Here is a 17,984-nt window from a genome sequence, read left to right as displayed (position 1 = left end):
CTGTCGCCGGTTGGTTCACCCATGGCTGAGTCGTCCGGGGTCTCCCGCGCCGGCCTGATCGGAATATCGCTCGGGGTGCTGGCCGCCGGGGCCGCCGCCGGGGTCGCGGTGGAGCGGCTGACGGTGGGGCGGGCGATGCGCCGGCGGGCCCGGGAGGAGCTGGACGCGGCGGCGCCGTTCGGCTCGTTGCGGGGGACGCCGAGGCGGGTGCGGGCCGACGACGGCACCGAGCTGTACGTGGAGGTGGACACCGCCGACGGCCCCGGGCCGACCGTGGTGTTCTGCCACGGCTACTGCCTGAACCAGGACAGCTGGCACTTCCAGCGGGCCGCGCTGCGCGGCGCGCTGCGCACGGTGTTCTGGGACCAGCGCAGCCACGGCCGCTCCGAGCGGTCCCGCTCGTACCTGAACGGTGAGCCCGCGTCGATCGACCAGCTCGGCGGCGACCTGCGGGCGGTGCTGGACGCGGTGGTGCCGGACGGGCCGATCGTGCTGGTCGGGCATTCGATGGGCGGCATGACGGTGCTGGCGCTGGCCGCCCAGCACCCCGAACTGTTCGGGCCCGGCGGCCGGGTGGCGGGGGTGGCGCTGATCGGGACGCTGGCGGGCGGCTGGGACTCGGTGACGCTGGGCCTGCCTGCCGCCGGGGCGAGTCTGGTCAAGAAGGTCGCACCCGGGGTGGTGCGGCTGCTGGGCCGGCAGGTCGAGCTGGTGGAAGCGACCCGGCGCTGGGGCGCGGACCTGACGGCGGTGTTCTACCGGCGGTTCTCGTTCGGGGGCAAGGACGTCGACCCGGCGGTGGTGCGGTTCGCCGAACAGCTGCTGGACGCCACCCCGATCGACGTGGTCGCCGAGTTCTACCCGGCGTTCTCGGTGCACGACAAGCGGGCCGCACTGGCCGGGCTGGACGGCGTCCCCACGCTGGTGATGGCCGGTGCGAAGGACCTGATCACCCCGCCCGAGTACTCCGAGGCGATCGCGGCCGCGCTGCCCGGCTCCCGGCTGGTGCTGGTGGAGGACGCCGGCCACCTGGTGATGCTGGAACGTCCCGAGCTGGTGGACGGGGCACTGGTAGCCCTGCTGGAGCGGGCCGCCGAGCGGGCCGGCACCGGCCCGTTGCCGGACGCGCTGCGCCAGCCCTGGGGCGAGCGGCCGGAGGGCTGAGCGGGCGTCCGGGCGCGGTGTGGCACCGTAGGGGTGGCCGCAACGATCGAAGAAGGACGCCATGGGTTCGCAGACCACTCTGACCGTCGCCACCTCGGAGCGGATGACCGGCCTCGGCCGGCGGCTCGCCGCCCTGCTGCGCCCGGGCGACCTGGTGCTGCTGTCGGGGGAGCTGGGCGCCGGCAAGACCACCCTGACCCGCGGCCTGGGGGAGGGCCTGGGGGTGCGCGGCGCCGTCACCTCGCCGACCTTCGTGATCGCCCGGGTGCACCCGTCGCTGACCGGCGGCCCCGCGCTGGTGCACGTGGACGCGTACCGGCTGGGCGGCGGCCTGGACGAGATGGAGGACCTCGACCTGGATGTCTCGCTGCCCGAGTCGGTGATCGTCGTCGAGTGGGGCGAGGGCAAGGTCGAGCAGCTCTCCGAGGACCGGCTGGAGGTCCGGATCGAGCGGACCCTGGGCGGTGCGGAGGCGGACGTCGCCGTGGGCCCCTCCTGCCCGGCGGCGGGCAAGGAGGGAGAGGCGGACGGGCGGCGGGTCACCGTGACGGGGCTGGGCGGTCGCTGGGACGACGTGGACCTCACCGTATTGGGTGACAGCTGAGCCGGGTTTCCGACAGCGCGTCGGGAAACTGTTGCGGCCCGGCCGGTGGGCGTGATGGGATGGCGACAGCAGGTTAGGTATACCTGACTAGGGAGGCGCCCCATGGCGAGCACCACCCCAAGGACCGACCGCCGTCCCGAACCGGCCGAGGCGGCACGAGTCAGAGCCGGGCGGCCGCGCACCGAGGCTTCGCACACCGAGGCGCCGCAGGCGCCCGTGCCGATGTGGGCGCTGCTGGCGTCCTGCCGGGCCGCCGAGGCGGTCTCCACCCCGCCGGAGCGCCACGCCGCGTAGCGCCGCCCCGGGCGGGCGGTCAGGCGACCACGACCACCCGGGTGCCGTTCGGCGCGAAGTCCCACAGCGCCTGGCCGTCGGACCGGGACGCCCGGATGCCGCCGGTCTTGGTCTTCGGGTCCAGTGACGGCGCGGGGGCGTTCTCGTCCACCAGCGCGCTGAAACCGAACACCGTGCCCTGCTGCTGGGTGAACCGCACCACGTGCTCGATCTGCCGGCCGTCGGTGCCGGTGCCCGCCGCGGTGCGGCTGTACACCGTGTACGCGCCCGGGTTCGGCAGCGCGCTGCCCGGCGTCACCTTGAACGTGCCGACCACCTGCTCCGGCTTCTTCGGGTCGACCAGCCACACCTGGCGTTCCTTCAGCGAGAACACCACCCGCAGGCCCGCCCCGGAGTCGGCCGGCAGCGGGGGAGGGGCCGGCCGCTCGCTCGGCGAGCTCGCCGAGGGCGCCGCGGCCGGGGCGCTCGCCGAGGCCGGGGCCGCCGCCACCGCCCGGGACGCGGCGCCGTTCGCCTGGAACGCCAGCAGCCCGATCACCGCCATGGCGCCCAGGGTCAGCCCGCCGACCACCACACCAGGACCCAGCTTCGCCACGGTCTGCTCCTCAACGCTCCGTCTCACGTCCGAGGCCCATCGTGCCAGGTCCGCGCTGCCGCTTCGGCCTCTTCCGATCGTGTGTTCCCGGCCGGTGCGGGCACCCTCGCCGGACCCTCTAACCTTGAACGCGTGCTCCTCCTCGCCTTCGACACCGCCACCCCCGCCGTCACGGCCGCCGTCCACGACGGCGAACGCGTGCTCGCCGAGTCCTACGAGGTCGACGCCCGCCGGCACGGCGAACTGCTGCTGCCCACCATCGACGCCGTGCTGCGCACCGCGGGCGTGGACAAGCGGCAGCTCACCGACCTCGCGGTCGGCGTCGGCCCGGGCCCGTACACCGGCCTGCGGGTCGGCCTGGTGACCGCCGCCGCGCTCGGCGACGCGCTCGGCCTGCCGGTGCACGGCGTCTGCACCCTCGACGCGATCGCCCACCAGGCCCGCACCGAGGGCCTGGCCGGGGCGTTCACGGTGGCCACCGACGCGCGCCGCAAGGAGGTCTACTGGGCCTGCTACGACGCGTCCGGCGCCCGGATCTCCGGGCCCGCGGTGGACCGCCCGGCGGAGATCGAGCCCGGCGGGCGGACGGTCGGCGCGGGCGCGCTGCTGTACGGCCTGCCGGCGGCGAGCGGCCCCGAGCACGTGTCGGCCGGCGCGCTGGCCGACTTCGCGGTCCGCGAGCTGGCGGCCGGCCGTGAGCTGCTGCCGAACGCCCCGCTGTACCTGCGGCGCCCGGACGCGCAGGTGCCGGCCGGCTACAAGGCGGTGCTTCCGGCGTGACGCACACGGGAGTCTCCGCCCGTGGCTAGGTTCTCGCTGCGTCCCATGCGCTGGTGGGACATCGAGCCCGTCATGGCCCTGGAGCACCTGCTGTTCCCCGAGGACGCCTGGTCGCGCGGGATGTACTGGTCCGAGCTGGCCGAGGCCCACCCGGGCGGCAGCCGGCACTACGTGGTGGCGGTGGACGAGGACGACGCGGTGGTCGGCTACGCCGGGCTGATGGCGGTCGGGGCGGACGGCGACGTGCAGACCATCGCGGTGGAGGCCGGGCACCAGGGGGCGGGCCTCGGGGCGATGCTGCTGACCGAGCTGATCGAGGAGTCGGTCCGGCGCGGCTGTGCCGAGCTGCTGCTGGAGGTGCGGGTGGACAACCTGCGCGCGCAGCGGCTGTACGAGCGGTTCGGGTTCGAGCCGGTCGGCATCCGGCGGGGCTACTACCAGCCCGCCAACGTGGACGCACTGGTGATGCGTCTGGACCACCTGGCAAGCGATGCAAGCGATCTGAAGGATCATCACAATGGCTGACGAACCGCTCGTCCTCGGAATCGAGACCTCCTGCGACGAGACCGGCGTCGGCATCGTCCGCGGCACCACGCTGCTCGCCGACGCGGTCGCGTCCTCGGTGAACGACCACGCCCGGTTCGGTGGCGTCGTCCCGGAGATCGCCAGCCGGGCGCACCTGGAGGCGATGGTCCCCACCATCCAGCGCGCGCTGGACACCGCCGGCGTCAAGGCGAGCGACCTGGACGGCATCGCCGTCACCGCCGGGCCCGGCCTGGCCGGCGCGCTGCTGGTCGGCGTGAGCGCCGCCAAGGCGTACGCGTGGGCGCTGGACAAGCCGCTGTACGGGGTGAACCACCTGGCCTCGCACATCTGCGTCGACCAGCTGGAGCACGGCCGGCTGCCCGAGCCGACCATGGCGCTGCTGGTCTCCGGCGGGCACTCCTCGCTGCTGCTCAGCGGCGACATCACCTCCGACGTGCGGCCGCTCGGCGCGACCATCGACGACGCGGCCGGCGAGGCGTTCGACAAGGTGGCCCGGGTGCTCGGCCTGGGCTTCCCGGGCGGGCCGGTGGTGGACCGGATGGCCCGCGAGGGCGACGGGAAGGCGATCGCCTTCCCGCGCGGCCTGAACAACGCCGGCGACCCGGCCTACGACTTCTCCTTCTCCGGCCTGAAGACCGCCGTGGCGCGCTGGGTGGAGGCCAAGCGGCGGGCCGGCGAGCCGGTGCCGGTGGCGGACGTCGCCGCGTCCTTCCAGGAGGCCGTCACCGACGTGCTCACCCGCAAGGCGATCCGGGCCTGCAAGGACAACGACGTCGACCACCTGATGATCGGCGGCGGCGTGGCCGCGAACTCCCGGCTGCGCGAGATGGCGCAGCAGCGCTGCGACCGGGCGGGCATCGTGCTGCGGGTGCCGCGACCGGGCCTGTGCACCGACAACGGCGCGATGGTGGCCGCGCTCGGCGCCGAGATGGTCTGGCGCGACCGCACTCCCTCGGCCTTCGACCTGTCGGCGGACTCCTCGCTGCCGGTCACCGAGACGCACGTCCCGCACACCGACTTCCACGCGCACGCCCACGAGGCGCTGAAGTGACCCTGGCGGCGATGTGGGAGGCCCGCGCGGCCGACGGGCGGGGGAGCGAACTGCACGCCTGGGCGCGGGAGTTCGCCCTGCCCGCAGTGCGCGGCGCGGCCGGCCTGGAGCGGGTCGAGCTGTTCACCGCGCCCGGCGACCGGGTGCTGATGATCGCCCTGTGGACGGGCGAGCCGCAGCCCGTCCCGGAGCCCCCGGCCGGGCTGCTCTCCCGCCCCGTGCACCGGTGGACCTTCACCCGGACGGACGTCGGGTAGGCAACCGCGGAGCCGGTAGCGTTCGTCCAGAACAGACACGCCTGTAGAGCGGAAAGCGGGGGACACGGTGAAGAACAGGGCCCGGATCGGGTACGGGGTGGGCGCGCTCGCCGTGCTGCTGGCGGCCAGTGGGTGCGGCAGCTCCGCGCCCGCCGCCAAGTCCGCCGCCCCGGCGCAGTCCGCCGCCGCGTCCTCGGGCGGCTCGTCCGCCCCCGCGTCGGCGCCCGCGCAGGACACCGCCGGGGACGCCGCGTGGGCGAAGTGGGGCCTCAAGCCGATGGCCAAGGCGCCCGCGCCGCCCGCCGACAAGCCGATCAAGCTGACCAGGACCGGGACGGTGCCGGTGTTCAGCGAAGTCCCCACCCAGGACAAGGTCGTCTTCATCACCATCGACGACGGGGCCGAGAAGGACCCCAAGTTCGTCCAGATGCTGACCGAGCTGAAGGTGCCGATCACGATGTTCCTGACCAAGGACATCGTCAAGAACGACTACGCCTACTTCAAGCCGCTGCAGGCACTCGGCAACACCATTCAGAACCACACCGTCGACCACCCGGTGATGAGCAAGATCCCGGCCGCCAAGCAGAAGTCCGAGATCTGCGACGACCAGACCGCCCTCACCGAGCAGTACGGCACCGCCCCCTACCTGTTCCGCCCGCCGTTCGGCGACGGCGCCCACACCCCCACCCTGAACACCTCGGTGCAGGAGTGCGGGCCGCGCGCGATCGTGCTGTGGCGCGAATCCATGCAGATCCACGACATGCAGTACCAGTCCGCCGACAAGAAGCTGAAGAACGGCGACATCATCCTCGCCCACTTCCGCGGCCCGTCCGAGCTCAAGGGCGAGAGCATGACCTCGATGTTCGGTGAGATGCTCGCCCGCATCCAGGAACAGGGCTTCGCGGTCGCCCGCCTCGACGACTACATCGCCAAGCCCACCGGCTGACCCAGCATCATCACCGGGCCGGCCCCGGTACGGGCGATGATCACCGTCACCGTGTTCGGCCCGGACGGCTTCAACTGCCGCCGCAACTCCTCCGGCACCACCGACGCCCCCCGCTTCTTGATCACCACGGTGCCGATCCGGCGCTCCTTCACCAGCGCCTTCAACTTCTTGACGTTGTACGGCAGTACGTCCGTCAGCTCATAGGCGTGCGCGTACGGGGTCGGGTGCAGCTCGTCCGAGGTGACGTACGCGATCATCGGGTCGAGCAGCCGGCCGTTCGTCAGCCGCACCACCTCGGCGACCATCCGGCCCCGGATCACCGCGCCGTCCGGCTCGTACAGGTACCGGCCGACCTCGCCCACCGGCGGGTCCGGCAGCGCGCCGCCCGTCAGCGAGTGCGGGCCCGGCAGCACCGTCGCCCGGTACGGTTCGGCGGCCGCGGTGCCGAACCACAGCACCGCCTCCTTCACCTCGCCCCGGTCCGACACCCACTCCGCCTCGGCGCCCTCCGGCACCAGCTCGTGCAGGATCCCCGGGGCCACCTTCAACGCGCCGAACGGGGTGCGCCGGGCCGCCTCAACCGCCCAGGACAGCGGCGGCGAATACGCCTCCGGATCGAACACCCGCCCGCGCGAGGTGCGCCGCGCCGGGTCGGTGAACACCGCGTCGAAGCCGTCCGTGTCGATGTCCGCGACGTCCGCGCAGCGCACCTCCACCAGCTCCGCCACGCCCAGCGCCGCCGCGTTCGCCCGCGCCACCTCGCAGGTCAGCTCGTCCCGGTCCACCGCCAGCACCGCGATCCCGGCCCGGGCCAGCGCGACCGCGTCGCCGCCGATCCCGCAGCACAGGTCGGCCAGCCGCTTCACCCCGAGCGCCGCGAACCGCCCCGCCCGCCACTCGGCCACACTGCGCCGGGTCGCCTGCTCCACCCCGTTCTGGGTGAAGTACATCGACCACGCGTCCGCCCCGAACTTCGCCTCCGCCCGCTGCCGCAACCGCGCCTGCTCGAACGCGGCCCGCACCAGCTCCGCCGAGTACTCCCGCCGCAGCCGGGTCGCCAGCGCCAGCTCCTGGTCCGCCCTGAACTCCCGCAACTCCGCCAGCAGCGCCTGCCCCTGCTCGGTCAGCAGCGCCCGGAACGACTCGATCTCCACGGCTCCATTGTCCTCGCCCCGCCCACCGGCCGATCACCCGCAGCACGCGCGCCACCAGCGCCGGCTCACCCGCCGGCCACCGAGAACGCGATCGCGGCCAGCGCCGGCCCCGCCATCACCAGCGCGACGGGCGTGATCCGGTACCCGCGCCGCAAGGTCACCACCAGCCCCGTCAACGGCACCGCCACCGCCAACGCCATCACCAGCACGCACAACGCCACCGCCCCGCCCGCGCCACCCCCGCGCTCCGACGCCGCGGCCAGGGCGAACACCATCAGCACGAACGCGTACGGCACGGCGCACAGCAGCGGCACCTCCAGCGCCGTCAACCAGAGCGCATGCAACACATCCCGCCGTACGGACGGTCGAGTCTTCGTCATGCGCCCAGCCTGGCGCGGGAGCCGGCGCCGCCGCCTGAGTGCCCGCACTCAATCCGGGCCGGGCATCCACCCGGGTCGCGGCGAAACCCGACACGGCGTCATTGGCACTCTGGTTGACTGAGTGCTAACGGCGTCCTAAGGTCGTTCCTGGCACTCCCCCCAGGGGGAGTGCTAACGCGAAGATGCGTGTCTGACCCCCGCGACGGCAGTTGCGCACCCTCGCCCACCTACCTGTTAGACAACCCCGTAATCTCCGAAGGGGAGCTCGGACGTGACCACCAGCAGCAAGGTTGCCATCAAGCCGCTCGAGGACCGCATCGTGGTCCAGCCGCTCGACGCCGAGACCACCACCGCCTCCGGCCTGGTGATCCCGGACACCGCCAAGGAGAAGCCCCAGGAGGGCGTCGTCCTGGCCGTCGGCCCGGGCCGCTTCGAGGACGGCCAGCGTCTGCCGCTCGACGTCGCCGTCGGTGACATCGTCCTGTACTCGAAGTACGGCGGCACCGAGGTGAAGTACCAGGGCGAGGAGTACCTCGTCCTCTCGGCTCGCGACGTTCTCGCCATCATCGAGAAGTAAGACGTCCCCAGCCCGCCCCGGATCCGTGTCAGCACTGACAGGGGCCCGGGGCGCGGTTGTTGCTCCACGTACGCAGACCACACCCTGAGGAAACGGGATCATGGCGAAGACCCTGCAGTTCAACGAGGACGCCCGCCGCTCGCTGGAGCGCGGCGTCAACAAGCTGGCCGACACCGTCAAGGTGACCATCGGCCCCAAGGGCCGCAACGTCGTCATCGACAAGAAGTTCGGCGCCCCCACCATCACCAACGACGGTGTGACCATCGCCCGCGAGGTCGAGCTCGACGACCCGTACGAGAACCTCGGCGCGCAGCTGGTCAAGGAGGTCGCCACCAAGACCAACGACGTCGCGGGTGACGGCACCACCACCGCCACCGTGCTGGCCCAGGCCCTGGTCAACGAGGGTCTGCGCAACGTCGCCGCCGGTGCCGGCCCGGCCGCCCTGAAGAAGGGCATCGACAAGGCCGTCGCCGCCGTCTCCGAGCACCTGCTGTCGGTCGCCCGCGAGATCGAGGGCAAGGACGACATCGCCGCCGTCGCCTCCCTCTCCGCCCAGGACACCCAGGTCGGCGAGCTGATCGCCGAGGCGATCGACAAGGTCGGCAAGGACGGTGTGATCACCGTCGAGGAGTCCAACACCTTCGGCGTCGAGCTCGAGTTCACCGAGGGCATGCAGTTCGACAAGGGCTACCTGTCGCCGTACTTCGTCACCGACGCGGAGCGCCAGGAAGCCGTCCTGGAAGACCCGTACATCCTGATCAACCAGGGCAAGATCTCCTCCATCCAGGAGCTCCTGCCGCTGCTGGAGAAGGTCCTGCAGGCCGGCGGCTCCCGCCCGCTGCTGATCATCGCCGAGGACGTCGACGGCGAGGCCCTGTCCACCCTGGTGGTCAACAAGATCCGCGGCACCTTCAACGCGGTCGCGGTCAAGGCCCCCGGCTTCGGTGACCGCCGCAAGGCCATCCTCGGCGACATCGCCACCCTGACCGGCGGCCAGGTCATCTCCGAGGAGGTCGGCCTCAAGCTCGACCAGGTCGGCCTGGACGTGCTGGGCTCCGCCCGCCGCATCACCGTCACCAAGGACGAGACCATCGTCGTCGACGGCGCCGGCGCCTCCGACGCGGTCGCCGGCCGGGTCGCCCAGATCAAGGCCGAGATCGCCAACACCGACTCCGACTGGGACCGCGAGAAGCTCCAGGAGCGCCTGGCCAAGCTGGCCGGCGGCGTCTGCGTGATCAAGGTCGGCGCGGCCACCGAGGTCGAGCTCAAGGAGCGCAAGCACCGCCTGGAGGACGCCATCTCCGCGACCCGCGCCGCGGTCGAGGAGGGCATCGTCGCCGGTGGTGGCGCCTCGCTGGTGCACGCCGCGAAGGTCCTGGCGGAGGGCCTCGGCCTGTCCGGTGACGAAGCGACCGGTGTCGCCGTCGTCCGCCGCGCCCTGGTCGAGCCGCTGCGCTGGATCGCCCAGAACGCCGGCCTGGAGGGCTACGTCATCACCTCCAAGGTCTCCGAGCTGGAGCCGGGCCAGGGCTACAACGCCGCCACCGGCGAGTACGGCGACCTGGTCAAGGCCGGCGTCATCGACCCGGTCAAGGTCACCCGCTCCGCCCTGGAGAACGCCGCCTCCATCGCCTCCCTGCTGCTCACCACCGAGACCCTCGTGGTGGAGAAGAAGGAAGAGGAAGAGGCCGCGGGCCACGGCCACTCGCACGGCGGGCACGGCCACAGCCACTGAAGCGCTCGGCCGCTGAGCACTAGCTACTGAAGGGGCGCGAGGAACTGCGCGACCGGCCATGCACTCCCGTAGTGCGAGGCTCGGACCGCCAGGACCTCGCGCCCTTTCGCGTGGGCAGGCGAGCGCACGAACAGGGGCGCGGGGAACTGCGCGACAAGCGCAGGCCACGTCCGCAAGGTCGCGAGCACGTGCAAGTCATTGCCCTGCGTCGCGATCTTGCGGCTGGGGCCTTCCGCTTCGCGCAGTTCCCCGCGCCCCTGGTGGTGCTCTCCCTGTCTTCGCACCCTCCCCTAAGGTTGATGGCGTGATTGAAGCCCGCCATCTCCGTGTTCTGCATGCCGTCGCCCGGACCGGGTCCTTCTCTGCTGCGGCGCGGGAGCTGGGGTGCACGCAGCCCGCGGTGAGTCAGCAGATGAAGGCGCTGGAGAAGGCGGTGGACACCCCGCTGGTGGTGCGGTCGGGGCGGGAGATGCAGCTGAGTGAGGCCGGGCGGGTGCTGCTGAAGCATGCGAACGGGATCCTCGCGGGGCTGTCCGCCGCGGAGGAGGAGGTCGCGGCGATCGCCGGGCTGCGGGCGGGCCGGGTGCGGCTGGTCTCGTTCCCGACGGCGAGTTCGACGCTGGTGCCGCGGTCGGTGGCGCAGGTGCGGTCGGCGCACCCGGGGGTGCGGGTCTCGCTGGTGGAGGCGGAGCCGCCGCAGGCGCTGGCGATGCTGCGCGGCGGGGAGTGCGAGGTGGCGCTGGCGTTCCGGTACCCGGACTCGCAGGGCGGCCTGAGCCTGCCGTCCCCGCACGCGACGCTGCGCGAGGCCCGTGCGGAGGCGACGCTGGAGGCGGCGGCGACGGCCGCGGCGAACGACTGGTCGGAGCTGGTGGTGCGGCCGCTGCTGGACGATCCGCTGGTGGGCCTGGTGCCGGCCGGGCATCCGCTGGCGGGCCGGGGCGAGGGCGAGCCGGTGGATCTGGCGGAGCTGGCGCAGGAGCAGTGGATCGCGGGTTGTCCGCAGTGCCGGGGCCACCTGGTGGAGCTGTGCACGGACGCGGGCTTCGCTCCGGCGATCGAGTTCGCCACCGACGACTATCCGGCGGTGGTGGGCCTGGTGGGCGCGGGTCTGGGAGTGGCGGTGCTGCCGGGGCTGGCGCTGGAGTCGGTGCGGCATCCGGGTGTGGTGCCGGTGCCGGTTCGGGTGGCGTCGGGTGAGCCCGCGCGGCGCGAGGTGGTGGCGCTGACCCTGCCGGACCTCGCGGGGGTTCCGGCGGTGGAGCTGATGCTGGACCAGCTCGCGGCGGCGGCTGCGGCCCGCTGAGGCGTTCGCGGACGGTCCGGGAAGGGACGCGGCGCCGGCCTTGGGGCGGGGCGCCGCAGCGATACGAAGAAACGTTTCTCCGGCTACCCGGAGAGCCGGTTCGGCGGCAGGGAGTGCACGCGGCCGCTCACCGGGTGCTCAGTGGCGGACGGTCTGCGGCATGGCCAGCGGGACCTGGACCAGCCGGTTGCGGGAGCGGCCGAGCAGCTCCTCGCGCTCGTCCTCCGTCATGCCGCCCCAGACCCCGTAGGGCTCGCGGACGGCCAGGGCGTGGGCCGCGCACTGGGCGCGTACCGGGCAGCGCATGCAGACCTCCTTGGCGCTCGCCTCACGGGAGGTCCGGGCCGCGCCGCGTTCGCCCTCGGGGTGGAAGAACAGCGAGCTGTCGACGCCGCGGCAGGCGGCGGAGAGCTGCCAGTCCCAGAGGTCTGCGTTGGGGCCGGGGAGGCGGGAGAAATCGGCCATGGCTCATTCCCTTCGAGGGCGCGGGACCTGGCGGCTCGGGCGGGGTTGCTCCGGCGAGGCTGCGCGGGACCGATACGGACACCTGGAAATATGACTTACACCCAACTACACGGACAAGTCACCCACAGACCGACACAACAGTCAATGACCTAACGGAAGCTATAAAAACGGACAAACGGTGCAATAGGTTTTAAGTCGCACCCTTCCCCGATCGGATGTCCGACCGGGCGCGGGCCGCGGCCGGAAGGCGCGCGCGGCGCGGGCACCGCGCGCGAGCTGCACAAAAGTGCGGCGTGTGCACCGCGAGGTGGCTCTTGTGTGATGGGTTGGCCACGTACAGTGGTGGAGATGGACCTGAAGCCGTAACTCATTCGAGTGACGGTCGTTGGATGTACGGAGGCGGTCAGCAGGCGCGGGACATCGGGATCGGTCGCGGAGCGAGGCGATCGGAACGGGGTCCGTCCCAGCGGCCGTGTCGGAGAGGTTCGTACCAGCCAGGAGGCTCAACGTGACGCGGATCAGCTGCGGAGGACGGTCATGACATCCGTACTCGTCTGCGACGATTCCCCGCTCGCCCGGGAGGCGCTGCGCCGTGCGGTGGCGACCGTGCCCGGCGTGGACCGGGTGACCACTGCGACGAACGGTGAGGAGGTCCTCCGCCGCTGGGTGGCCGACCGTTCCGATCTCGTTCTGATGGACGTTCGGATGCCCGGACTCGGCGGGGTGGAGACGGTCCGCCGCCTGCTCTCGGCCGACCCGGGTGCCCGGATCATCATGCTCACCGTGGCCGAGGACCTGGACGGTGTGGCCCTCGCGGTCGCTGCCGGGGCCCGCGGCTACCTGCACAAGGACGCCTCGCGCGCCGAGCTGCGGGCCACCGTCACCCAGGCGCTGGCCGACCCGACCTGGCGCCTGGCGCCGCGTCGGCTGCGCAGCCCGGACATGGGCGCCGCACCGACCTTGACGGCCCGTGAGATCCAGGTGCTGGAAGGGATGAGCCACGGCCGCAGCAACGCGGAGATCGGCCGCGAGCTGTTCCTGTCCGAGGACACCGTGAAGACGCACGCCAGGCGGCTGTTCAAGAAGCTCGGCGCCTCGGACCGCGCGCACGCGGTGGCGCTGGGCTTCCGCTGGGGCCTGGTTCGCTGAGCGGGTGCGGCGACAACTGCGCTCGCTCGGACGTGTGACGTTGTGGTCCCGAGGCTGCACCATGGAGTAGTGGAGCACCTCGGGGACCAGCGGACAGGCAGGGGAGGCGGCACGGTGCACCCGGCGACGCATAACGTTCCGATGCACAAGTCCGGACGCGGTGCCGCGTTTTCCGGTCCGACCAGGCACCATGGACCGATGCATGACGACGAGGAGGCCGCCGGGACCGATCCGGCGCAGCTCGCCCCCGAGGGTGCGGCTGCCAGTCCGTCGTCGGCACCGGAGGGCCGGTCGGCGGGATCCGACGGTGTGTCGGGTGCGGGTGGCCGTCCGCAGACGGCGGGGGTGACGTCGCCCGAGGAGGCCGAGTTGGTCGCGGCCGCGGTGCGCGGGGACGGCCCGGCGATCGAGGCACTGCTGGGCTACGTGCTGCCGCTGGCGCTGCGCTACTGCCGGGGCCGGCTGCTTCGGCTGCCCGGTGGGGCCCGGCATCATGTGGACGACGTGGCGCAGGAGGTGTGCGTCGCGGTGCTGTGCGCGCTGCCCCGCTACCGGGACACCGGCCGCCCGTTCGAGGCCTTCGTGTACGGGATCGCCGCGCACAAGATCGCCGATCTGCAGCGGGCCGCGATGCGCGGGCCCGGTTCGACGGTGATCCCGCCGGACGACCTGCCGGAGACGCCGGACGACTCGCTCGGCCCGGAGGAGCGGGCGCTGCTGTCCAGCGACGCCGCGTGGATCAAGGAGCTGCTGTCCAACCTGCCGGCCCGGCAGCGCGAGCTGGTGCTGCTGCGGGTGGCGGACGGGCTGTCGGCGGAGGAGACCGGCGAGGTGCTCGGCATGTCGCCGGGCGCGGTGCGGGTGGCTCAGCACCGGGCGCTGTCGCGGCTGCGGGCGCTGGCCGAGGAGTCCGGTTAGCCGGTTCGTCCGGGGGAATCCGGGGCGAATCCGGGGGGAATCCGGGGGGAAGAAGCGTGGGGGCGCGCGCGTTGTCAAGAGGGCGCGACGACACACCCTGCGGCACCAGTACCATGGGGTATCGGCGCCTGGTCGGGTCGCCAAAGTTTCTCCGGTGTGCGCGGTCCTCGGTTGGAGGACCGACCGAACGCCGGGCGTCCTTGGCGGCCGATAAGACCCCGGGCGCCCGTGCGCAGAACGACGGCCCGCCACGGAAGGTTCCCCATGTCTTACAACGCCGCCGGCGTACCCGAGAAGTTCGCGATGCTCGGACTCACGTACGACGACGTCCTGCTGCTGCCCGGGGCCTCCGAGGTGCTGCCCAACCAGGTCGACACCTCCTCGCGGATCTCCCGGAACGTGCGGGTCAACATCCCGCTGCTGTCGGCGGCGATGGACAAGGTCACCGAGTCCCGGATGGCGATCGCGATGGCCCGGCAGGGCGGCGTCGGCGTCCTGCACCGCAACCTGTCGATCGAGGACCAGGTCAACCAGGTCGACCTGGTGAAGCGCTCCGAGTCCGGCATGGTGACCGACCCGATCACCGTCGGCCCCGAGGCCACGCTGGCCGAGGCCGACGCGCTGTGTGCCCGGTTCCGGATCTCCGGCGTCCCGGTCGCCAGCCCGGACGGCAAGCTGCTGGGCATCGTCACCAACCGTGACATGGCCTTCGAGACCGACCGCAGCCGCAAGGTCGCCGAGATCATGACGCCGATGCCGCTGATCACCGGCAAGGTCGGCATCTCCGGCGAGGACGCGATCGCGCTGCTGCGTCGCCACAAGATCGAGAAGCTGCCGCTGGTCGACGACGAGGGCCGGATCAAGGGCCTGATCACCGTCAAGGACTTCGTCAAGGCGGAGCAGTACCCGAACGCCGCGAAGGACGCCGAGGGCCGGCTGCTGGTCGGTGCCGCGGTCGGCGCGTCCGCGGAGGCGTTCGACCGGGCCCAGGCGCTGGTCGGCGCGGGTGTGGACTTCCTGGTGGTGGACACCTCGCACGGGCACTCGCACAACGCGCTGGCCTGGATCTCGAAGATCAAGTCCGCCGTGTCGGTCGACGTGGTCGGCGGCAACGTCGCCACCCGGGACGGCGCGCAGGCGCTGATCGACGCGGGCGTGGACGGCGTGAAGGTTGGCGTCGGCCCCGGCTCGATCTGCACCACCCGCGTGGTCGCCGGCGTCGGCGTGCCGCAGGTCACCGCGATCTACGAGGCCGCGCAGGCCTGCCAGGCGGCGGGCGTCCCGATCATCGGCGACGGCGGTCTGCAGTACTCCGGTGACATCGGCAAGGCGCTGTGCGCCGGCGCCGACACCGTGATGCTGGGCTCGCTGCTGGCCGGCTGCGAGGAGTCGCCGGGCGAGCTGCTGTTCATCAACGGCAAGCAGTTCAAGTCCTACCGCGGCATGGGTTCGCTGGGTGCGATGCAGACCCGCGGCCAGGCGAAGTCCTTCTCCAAGGACCGTTACTTCCAGGCCGAGGTCTCCTCGGACGAGAAGCTGATCGCCGAGGGCATCGAGGGCCAGGTGCCCTACCGCGGCCCGCTGTCCGCGGTGCTGTTCCAGCTGATCGGCGGCCTGCGGCAGACCATGGGCTACGTAGGTGCCGGGTCGGTCGAGGAGATGCAGACCAAGGGCCGGTTCGTCCGGATCACCTCGGCGGGCCTCAAGGAGAGCCACCCGCACGACATCCAGATGACCGTCGAGGCGCCGAACTACACCTCCCGGTAAGGGTTCCGGCAGATCCGCCCGAGTCGCAGGTGACTGCGGCTCGGGCGGATCTTGCTGTCCGGGGGCACCTCCCGGCCCGCGTGCGCGCCCCTGTCGGGGCGCGGAGGGGCGGTACGGGATACTTGAGGGGCGGCCGGGGTGACCCGGTCGGGAGATGGAAAGCAGCAGAAGGGCTCGAAGTGACTGAGATCGAGATCGGGCGAGGCAAGCGCGGCCGCCGGGCGTACTCCTTCGACGACATCGCCGTCGTCCCCAGCCGCCGTACGCGTGACCCGAAGGAGGTCTCGATCGCTTGGCAGATCGACGCCTACCGGTTCGAACTGCCGTTCCTGGCGGCGCCGATGGACAGCGTGGTGTCGCCGCAGCAGGCCATCGCGATCGGTCAGCTGGGCGGCCTGGGCGTGCTGAACCTGGAAGGCCTGTGGACGCGGTACGAGGACCCGCGGCCGCTGCTGGAGGAGATCGCGTCGATCGCCGACGAGGCGGACGCGACCCGGCGCCTGCAGGAGGTGTACTCCGCGCCGATCAAGGCCGAGCTGATCAAGGAGCGGATCAAGGAGGTCCGTGACTCGGGTGTGGTCACCGCCGCGGCGCTCTCGCCGCAGCGCACCGCCGAGTTCTCCAAGGCCGTGGTGGACGCCGGCGTCGACGTGTTCGTGATCCGTGGCACCACCGTCTCCGCCGAGCACGTGTCGGGCGCGGCCGAGCCGCTGAACCTGAAGCAGTTCATCTACGAGCTGGACGTCCCGGTGATCGTCGGCGGCTGCGCCACCTACACCGCCGCGCTGCACCTGATGCGCACCGGCGCGGCCGGCGTGCTGGTCGGCTTCGGCGGCGGCGCCGCGCACACCACGCGCAACGTGCTGGGCATCCAGGTGCCGATGGCGACCGCGGTGGCCGACGTCGCGGCGGCCCGTCGCGACTACATGGACGAGTCCGGTGGCCGCTACGTGCACGTGATCGCGGACGGCGGCGTCGGCTACAGCGGCGACATCCCGAAGGCCGTCGCCTGCGGCGCGGACGCGGTGATGATCGGTGCCGCGCTGGCCCGCGCCACCGACGCGCCCGGCCAGGGCTACCACTGGGGCATGGAGGCCGTCCACGAGGAGCTGCCGCGCGGCAAGCGGGTGCACCTGGGCACCGTCGGCTCCACCGAGCAGATCCTGACCGGCCCGTCGCACACCCCCGACGGCACCATGAACCTGTTCGGTGCGCTGCGCCGGGCGATGGCCACCACCGGCTACACCGAGCTCAAGGAGTTCCAGCGGGTCGAGGTCACGGTCAACTCCGCCCGCTGACCCCGATCATCGGAAAGGGCCCCTGCCGTACCGGCGGGGGCCCTTTCCGATGGTCCGTCAGGACTCGCCGAGCTTCTTGGCGGCGCTGGCGCCGAAGAACGCGCCGAGGCCCAGGAACAGCACCGACAGGAGGTCGAAGTCGGCCTTCCAGCCCTCGAACAGCAGGTCGAAGTGCTCGGTGAAGAGCGGGACGACGTCGGCGCCGAGCTTCTCATGGACCATCAGCGCGAGACCGAACAGCTCGCCGAAGAACACGCCGAGCAGGGTGATCACCGCGGCGACCGGCGGCAGCGCCCGGTGCGCGCCGCCGACCTTGCCGACCGCGAAGCCGACCGCGGCACCGATGCCGATCGCCATGACGGAGAGCTCGCGCTCCAGGGCCTTGACGATGAAGCCATAGAGCAGGGCGGCGGCCAGTGCCGCACCGATGCCGGCCAGGACCGCCAGCGGCACGTTCTTGACCACCGGGACCTTCGGCGCCACCGGCGGGGCGACGGTGCCGCCGCCCCACTCCTGCGTGCCGGGCGCGGGCGGGGGGAGCGGCGCGCCGGGCGGGGTCTGCGGCTGGCCGGCGTACGGGTTGGGCGTGGCCGGGGTCTGCGGCTGGCCGGCGTACGGGTTGGGCGCGGGCGGGGTCTGCGGCGGGCCGGCGTAGGGGTTGTTCGGGTCGGGCGTGGTCATGTCGGTGTCCCCCGAAGTGATGATGTGAAGAGCGCGCAGAGGTTAGCAGGGCATAAGGACGGTTGGACAGCGGTATTGCGCGGGGGTCCGAACCGGTCGTTCGCGGGCGGGAGCGATCGTTTTCGGTCGGTGGGGTGGTGCGGAAGGGACACCGGGGGCGCACGGGGCGCGGGCCTGGTGGGGGTGGGTGGTCGGGAAGGGCGGAGACAGGGGATGATGGTGCCCCGGCGTGCGGCCGCCGCCCGCGGTGGTCCGACAAGCCGTCAGGTCCCGGCCGGGCGCCCGGCGAGGGCCGCAACACCATGGGGAGAGCGCAC

The 17,984-nt window shown here is 72.4% G+C and carries 20 protein-coding genes; 15 read left to right on the top strand and 5 right to left on the bottom strand.

Annotation, left to right across the window (positions count from 1 at the left end; genetic code table 11):
• The first annotated feature begins 21 nt into the window (after positions 1-21).
• The 3 genes from ACFV18_RS24790 (at position 22) to ACFV18_RS24780 (ending at position 2,062) form a co-directional block, all read left to right on the top strand.
• Positions 22-1,164 (top strand): alpha/beta fold hydrolase, encoded by a 1,143-nt coding sequence (locus ACFV18_RS24790; RefSeq protein WP_380486700.1) that lies wholly within the window; start codon positions 22-24, stop codon positions 1,162-1,164.
• 61 nt (positions 1,165-1,225) lie between these two features.
• Positions 1,226-1,768 carry a tRNA (adenosine(37)-N6)-threonylcarbamoyltransferase complex ATPase subunit type 1 TsaE gene (tsaE, locus tag ACFV18_RS24785; protein WP_380486698.1) on the top strand — a complete coding sequence of 181 codons (543 nt, stop codon included), beginning with the start codon at positions 1,226-1,228 and terminating at the stop codon, positions 1,766-1,768.
• 102 nt (positions 1,769-1,870) lie between these two features.
• Entirely contained in the window at positions 1,871-2,062 is a 192-nt protein-coding gene (locus ACFV18_RS24780; protein WP_380486696.1) for a hypothetical protein, read from the top strand.
• Between the two features lie 19 nt (positions 2,063-2,081).
• On the opposite strand, the gene ACFV18_RS24775 is transcribed toward ACFV18_RS24780, so the two are convergent.
• Positions 2,082-2,657 carry a L,D-transpeptidase gene (locus ACFV18_RS24775; protein WP_380486693.1) on the bottom strand — a complete coding sequence of 192 codons (576 nt, stop codon included), beginning with the start codon at positions 2,655-2,657 and terminating at the stop codon, positions 2,082-2,084.
• A gap of 132 nt (positions 2,658-2,789) precedes the next feature.
• Here ACFV18_RS24775 and tsaB point away from each other — a divergent pair, with 132 nt between their 5' ends.
• From tsaB to ACFV18_RS24750, 5 genes are all read left to right on the top strand, one after another.
• Positions 2,790-3,437 carry a tRNA (adenosine(37)-N6)-threonylcarbamoyltransferase complex dimerization subunit type 1 TsaB gene (gene tsaB / locus ACFV18_RS24770; RefSeq protein WP_380486692.1) on the top strand — a complete coding sequence of 216 codons (648 nt, stop codon included), beginning with the start codon at positions 2,790-2,792 and terminating at the stop codon, positions 3,435-3,437.
• Positions 3,438-3,458: 21 nt separating this feature from the next.
• Entirely contained in the window at positions 3,459-3,962 is a 504-nt protein-coding gene (rimI, locus tag ACFV18_RS24765; RefSeq protein ID WP_380486690.1) for a ribosomal protein S18-alanine N-acetyltransferase, read from the top strand.
• A complete protein-coding gene (gene tsaD, locus ACFV18_RS24760) occupies positions 3,955-5,034 on the top strand; it encodes a tRNA (adenosine(37)-N6)-threonylcarbamoyltransferase complex transferase subunit TsaD (RefSeq protein ID WP_380486688.1) in 1,080 nt (359 codons plus the stop codon). The genes rimI and tsaD overlap by 8 nt, the downstream gene beginning before the upstream one ends.
• 11 nt (positions 5,035-5,045) lie before the next feature.
• Positions 5,046-5,291 carry a hypothetical protein gene (locus ACFV18_RS24755; RefSeq protein ID WP_380486686.1) on the top strand — a complete coding sequence of 82 codons (246 nt, stop codon included), beginning with the start codon at positions 5,046-5,048 and terminating at the stop codon, positions 5,289-5,291.
• Positions 5,292-5,358: 67 nt separating this feature from the next.
• Positions 5,359-6,237, top strand: a complete 879-nt coding sequence (locus ACFV18_RS24750; RefSeq protein WP_380486684.1) for a polysaccharide deacetylase family protein — start codon at positions 5,359-5,361, stop codon at positions 6,235-6,237.
• On the opposite strand, the gene ACFV18_RS24745 is transcribed toward ACFV18_RS24750, so the two are convergent.
• Both ACFV18_RS24745 and ACFV18_RS24740 read right to left on the bottom strand, forming a co-directional pair.
• Complete coding sequence (locus ACFV18_RS24745) at positions 6,213-7,391, bottom strand: methyltransferase domain-containing protein (protein ID WP_380486681.1); 1,179 nt, start codon at positions 7,389-7,391, stop codon at positions 6,213-6,215. The two genes, ACFV18_RS24750 and ACFV18_RS24745, sit on opposite strands and share 25 nt — an antisense overlap.
• 65 nt (positions 7,392-7,456) lie before the next feature.
• Entirely contained in the window at positions 7,457-7,771 is a 315-nt protein-coding gene (locus ACFV18_RS24740; RefSeq protein WP_380486679.1) for a hypothetical protein, read from the bottom strand.
• A gap of 271 nt (positions 7,772-8,042) precedes the next feature.
• On the opposite strand from ACFV18_RS24740, the gene groES reads away from it, so the two are divergent.
• The 3 genes from groES to ACFV18_RS24725 all read left to right on the top strand — a co-directional run bounded on the left by groES (position 8,043) and on the right by ACFV18_RS24725 (position 11,389).
• The gene (groES, locus tag ACFV18_RS24735) at positions 8,043-8,348 is read left to right on the top strand and encodes a co-chaperone GroES (RefSeq protein ID WP_014136232.1); all 306 of its coding nucleotides are present in this window, start codon (positions 8,043-8,045) and stop codon (positions 8,346-8,348) included.
• A gap of 100 nt (positions 8,349-8,448) precedes the next feature.
• Entirely contained in the window at positions 8,449-10,083 is a 1,635-nt protein-coding gene (gene groL / locus ACFV18_RS24730; RefSeq protein WP_380486677.1) for a chaperonin GroEL, read from the top strand.
• Positions 10,084-10,387: 304 nt separating this feature from the next.
• Positions 10,388-11,389: a LysR family transcriptional regulator gene (locus tag ACFV18_RS24725; protein ID WP_380486675.1), complete on the top strand. Its 1,002-nt coding sequence runs from the start codon at positions 10,388-10,390 to the stop codon at positions 11,387-11,389.
• 138 nt (positions 11,390-11,527) lie between these two features.
• On the opposite strand, the gene ACFV18_RS24720 is transcribed toward ACFV18_RS24725, so the two are convergent.
• On the bottom strand, positions 11,528-11,854 hold the full coding sequence (locus tag ACFV18_RS24720) for a WhiB family transcriptional regulator (protein WP_100587200.1): 327 nt from the start codon (positions 11,852-11,854) through the stop codon (positions 11,528-11,530).
• Positions 11,855-12,391: 537 nt separating this feature from the next.
• Here ACFV18_RS24720 and ACFV18_RS24715 point away from each other — a divergent pair.
• From ACFV18_RS24715 to ACFV18_RS24700, 4 genes are all read left to right on the top strand, one after another.
• Complete coding sequence (locus tag ACFV18_RS24715; protein WP_014136228.1) at positions 12,392-13,003, top strand: response regulator transcription factor; 612 nt, start codon at positions 12,392-12,394, stop codon at positions 13,001-13,003.
• 198 nt (positions 13,004-13,201) lie between these two features.
• Complete coding sequence (gene shbA / locus ACFV18_RS24710; RefSeq protein WP_380486673.1) at positions 13,202-13,921, top strand: RNA polymerase sigma factor ShbA; 720 nt, start codon at positions 13,202-13,204, stop codon at positions 13,919-13,921.
• A 264-nt stretch (positions 13,922-14,185) separates the two neighbouring features.
• Positions 14,186-15,688 carry an IMP dehydrogenase gene (gene guaB, locus ACFV18_RS24705; protein ID WP_380486671.1) on the top strand — a complete coding sequence of 501 codons (1,503 nt, stop codon included), beginning with the start codon at positions 14,186-14,188 and terminating at the stop codon, positions 15,686-15,688.
• Positions 15,689-15,867: 179 nt separating this feature from the next.
• On the top strand, positions 15,868-16,986 hold the full coding sequence (locus ACFV18_RS24700) for a GuaB3 family IMP dehydrogenase-related protein (protein ID WP_380486669.1): 1,119 nt from the start codon (positions 15,868-15,870) through the stop codon (positions 16,984-16,986).
• Between the two features lie 57 nt (positions 16,987-17,043).
• Here ACFV18_RS24700 and ACFV18_RS24695 read toward each other — a convergent pair whose 3' ends face one another.
• Positions 17,044-17,667 (bottom strand): hypothetical protein, encoded by a 624-nt coding sequence (locus tag ACFV18_RS24695; RefSeq protein WP_380486667.1) that lies wholly within the window; start codon positions 17,665-17,667, stop codon positions 17,044-17,046.
• Between the last annotated feature and the right edge of the window lie 317 nt (positions 17,668-17,984).

Source organism: Kitasatospora sp. NPDC059673, assembly GCF_042734215.1.
Classification (GTDB): Bacteria; Actinomycetota; Actinomycetes; order Streptomycetales; family Streptomycetaceae; genus Kitasatospora.
Note: the sequence above shows the minus strand (reverse complement) of the source record. Positions and strands in the feature narration are given on the sequence as shown.